This is a genomic window from Phaeobacter sp. HF9A, from assembly GCF_011806385.1.
Taxonomy (GTDB): domain Bacteria; phylum Pseudomonadota; class Alphaproteobacteria; order Rhodobacterales; family Rhodobacteraceae; genus Epibacterium.
Genome location: NZ_JAATOX010000225.1, coordinates 1 through 2,657 on the forward strand (window position 1 = coordinate 1; position 2,657 = coordinate 2,657).

3 protein-coding genes are annotated in these 2,657 nt (G+C 61.1%); 2 read left to right on the plus strand and 1 reads right to left on the minus strand.

Translation table 11 applies throughout. The features are described from left to right. Positions 1–76: 76 nt before the first annotated feature. Positions 77–1,138: a type VI secretion system protein TssA gene (gene tssA / locus HCZ87_RS20475; RefSeq protein WP_167646935.1), complete on the minus strand. Its 1,062-nt coding sequence runs from the start codon at positions 1,136–1,138 to the stop codon at positions 77–79. 232 nt (positions 1,139–1,370) lie between these two features. Between tssA and HCZ87_RS20480 the strand changes: the two genes are divergently transcribed. Together HCZ87_RS20480 and HCZ87_RS20485 are read left to right on the plus strand one after the other, a co-directional pair. Next, positions 1,371–2,177, plus strand: a complete 807-nt coding sequence (locus HCZ87_RS20480; RefSeq protein WP_167646937.1) for a hypothetical protein — start codon at positions 1,371–1,373, stop codon at positions 2,175–2,177. Between the two features lie 39 nt (positions 2,178–2,216). Beyond that, positions 2,217–2,639 (plus strand): hypothetical protein, encoded by a 423-nt coding sequence (locus tag HCZ87_RS20485; RefSeq protein ID WP_254868725.1) that lies wholly within the window; start codon positions 2,217–2,219, stop codon positions 2,637–2,639. The last annotated feature ends 18 nt before the right edge of the window (positions 2,640–2,657 follow it).

Below are 2,657 nucleotides of genomic sequence, written 5' to 3' on the forward strand. Positions count from 1 at the left end.
GGCCTCCTCGCTCGTCATTTCACTTGTACGGCACGGGAACGATCTTCCGGCGCACCAAATTCGAAATGAGTTTCAATCAATCGTCGTCTTCCTCAAGTCCCCCAACCAGCTGGACATTTTCCAACCCGCGGGGTGCCATGTCGTTGATGATGGTCAGGAAATCTGCCCCCACCAGACGCTTGGCCCGTTCCAGCAACAGCGGGACAGGGCTCGAAGGCTCCTCCCGCCGGTAATAGGCGATGATGCGGTCGATCGTATTGGCCACATCCGTGGGCGAATTGATCGCCCCCGCGGGGCCGCTGGCACGGTTGGACGGAGCGCCCGCCACCGGGGTCTGTTCCTCCCCGGTCGCCTCGGACTCCGCCGCCGCATCAGCGGTCTCTTCCCCCATGCTACCATAAGATCGCATTTTTTGCGCCATCTGCCTCAAAAGCTTCAGGAGCGGGTCCAATTCAGGCCCCTGCCCCGGTGTCTGCTCATCGAAAACAGCCGAGATCGCGCGAATATTCGATTCAATCGTCTCAAGGGCGGCAAGACGCTCCGCCAGCACCGACTCGTCGCTGTCCTGAAAGGCCGCGCCCACGGTGGAGGTGTCGGGAATATGGTCCATCCCCTCCGGCGCCGGCAGTATCCCTTCGGCGATCTCGATGTCGCGCATGGAGAAACGGCCAAAGCCGCGGCTCTCGGTCAGCGGCGCCCGCCGCAGGGAGCGATACGCGGGCGAGGGGCCGCCCATGCCGTCCGGCTGACCGCAGATATCCTGCACCGCGTTGATCCGCTCCGTGGGGTCGCCGTCATCCTCGTCCAGAACCGGATGGCAGCTGTCCCAGAACTCCTCCAGCATGCCGCGCATCAATGTGGTCACCTCGGCAAAGCCGGTCACCCCTGCGCTGTAAAGAATCGCGTCAGATAAAAACACCGCCGCCCGCAAATCATGGGCGCGTTCCAGCACCGCAAGCGCCTTGGACTCAACCTCGCGGTAGTCCGGGTCCTTGCCGGGCGTCACCTGATCGCCAAGCACCACTTCCTCTGTCGGCTTGGCGGCAAGTTCCATTTCTTTAAAATCAGGATCATATCCTGGATCCGATCCGCTGGGCTTATCGCCCCCCTTGGATTGCAACAGGATGGTGACATCCATTTGCTCTAACCCCCGTCAGAAAAGTGTTTTTGTTCTTACAGAATAAGGCGCTTGTGTTCCCGAAGAATAGTGGAGCATCCGCGCGCGCTCCGCAACGGATAATAGCGCGCAACAAAACAATAACTTGACGCAAAGTCAGCCTTATCGAATTCTCCTTGTCAATTGCTTTGCCACATTTTGGGGAGTCTGTGCCTTGGAGCCAACACGCATAGAGGGAAATGACCTGCGTATCATGGTCCGCGAAGGCGCCAAGCGGCGGACCAGTTTTGCCTTCTGCATGGATGGCAAGAACGACCCCTTGCTGCTGATCCAGCCCGGCAACAAACCTGAAAAATTGCGCCCTGCTCTCAAGAAATCCGGCGGCTCTCCGCCGATGGCCTGGGGCACCTATGTGGTGCGCAGCGACGAGATGGAAATGATCTGCGAACAGGCTCCGGCCAAGGCGATCAGCACCCTTAAACGCTTCCTGCGCGCCAATAAACCCAAGGTCAACGTGCTGTTTCGCGACGACGGCGGCAACCTCCTGGACAGTCTGAAACCGGAAAAGCCCAGCAATGACGACGGGGTCACCACGCTGGACGAGGTGAACGCCACCGGCATCGACCCGAAACTGGTGCGCCCCCTGTTGCGGCGCGCCAAGCGGATCAAGTCGCGAATCACGCGCGCGCCCGGCCCGCTGGAGCGCAAACTCAAGCGCGGCCTCAGCCGATCACTGGCCCATATCAACGAGGGCCGGCTGGAAGAGGCGCAGACCCTGCTGACCATGATCGAACAGGCGGTGGCGCGAATCGGGGCCGACCGCGAAGATGCCGACAAGAGCATGAAACGCTCCGACCGGGAGGCCCGCACCCGCACGCTTGGCGCCGATGTGAATCGCGCCAAACAGCTGCGCGCCAGCATCACCCGCGCACCCGGCGGCAAGCGCAACAAACTGGACCGTGCCGTCCAGGTGGCGGCGCGGCTGCTCAAGCAACGTGACTTTGACAAGGCCCGCGTCGTCATGGACCGCATCGAAAAGGCCCTGGGCGCGATTGTCTGAGCCCGCCACAGGCCCACAGAACAGCTACGGAGAGGCGAAATGAAACGATATATCCTGCCGATGATTCTCGGGGCCGCCCTGGGTTGTGCCAGCTCCGTCAGTGCCGCCGAAGGGCGGCTCGGGGTCGAGTTGAACAAGACCGAAACCATCGAGACCGGCGGCTGCCGCGCCTTCTTCCTGTTTCGCAACGACACCGGCAAGAGCTTTGCCGGCTTCGAGATGTCACTGGCCGTACTCGACGGGCAAGGCATCATCGACCGGTTGCTGTCGATCGACGCCGCGCCGCTGCCGGTTCAGCGCACCACATTGAAACTCTTTGAAATTCCAGATCTCGCCTGCGATGACATCTCGGAAATCCTGCTGCATGACATGACCTCCTGCCAGCCCCAGAACGAGGAAGAGATGGATTGTTTCACCCTGCTCGACCTCAGCTCCCGCGCCTCCACAAAGCTGGTGAAATAGATCATGGCGCAGCTGCTC

Coding starts and splice junctions, on each gene's coding strand:
- HCZ87_RS20485 (WP_254868725.1), top strand. CDS start 2,217: ATGAAACGATATATCCTGCCGATGATTCTCGGGGCCGCCCTGGGTTGT.
- tssA (WP_167646935.1), bottom strand. CDS start 1,138: ATGGATGTCACCATCCTGTTGCAATCCAAGGGGGGCGATAAGCCCAGC.
- HCZ87_RS20480 (WP_167646937.1), top strand. CDS start 1,371: ATGGTCCGCGAAGGCGCCAAGCGGCGGACCAGTTTTGCCTTCTGCATG.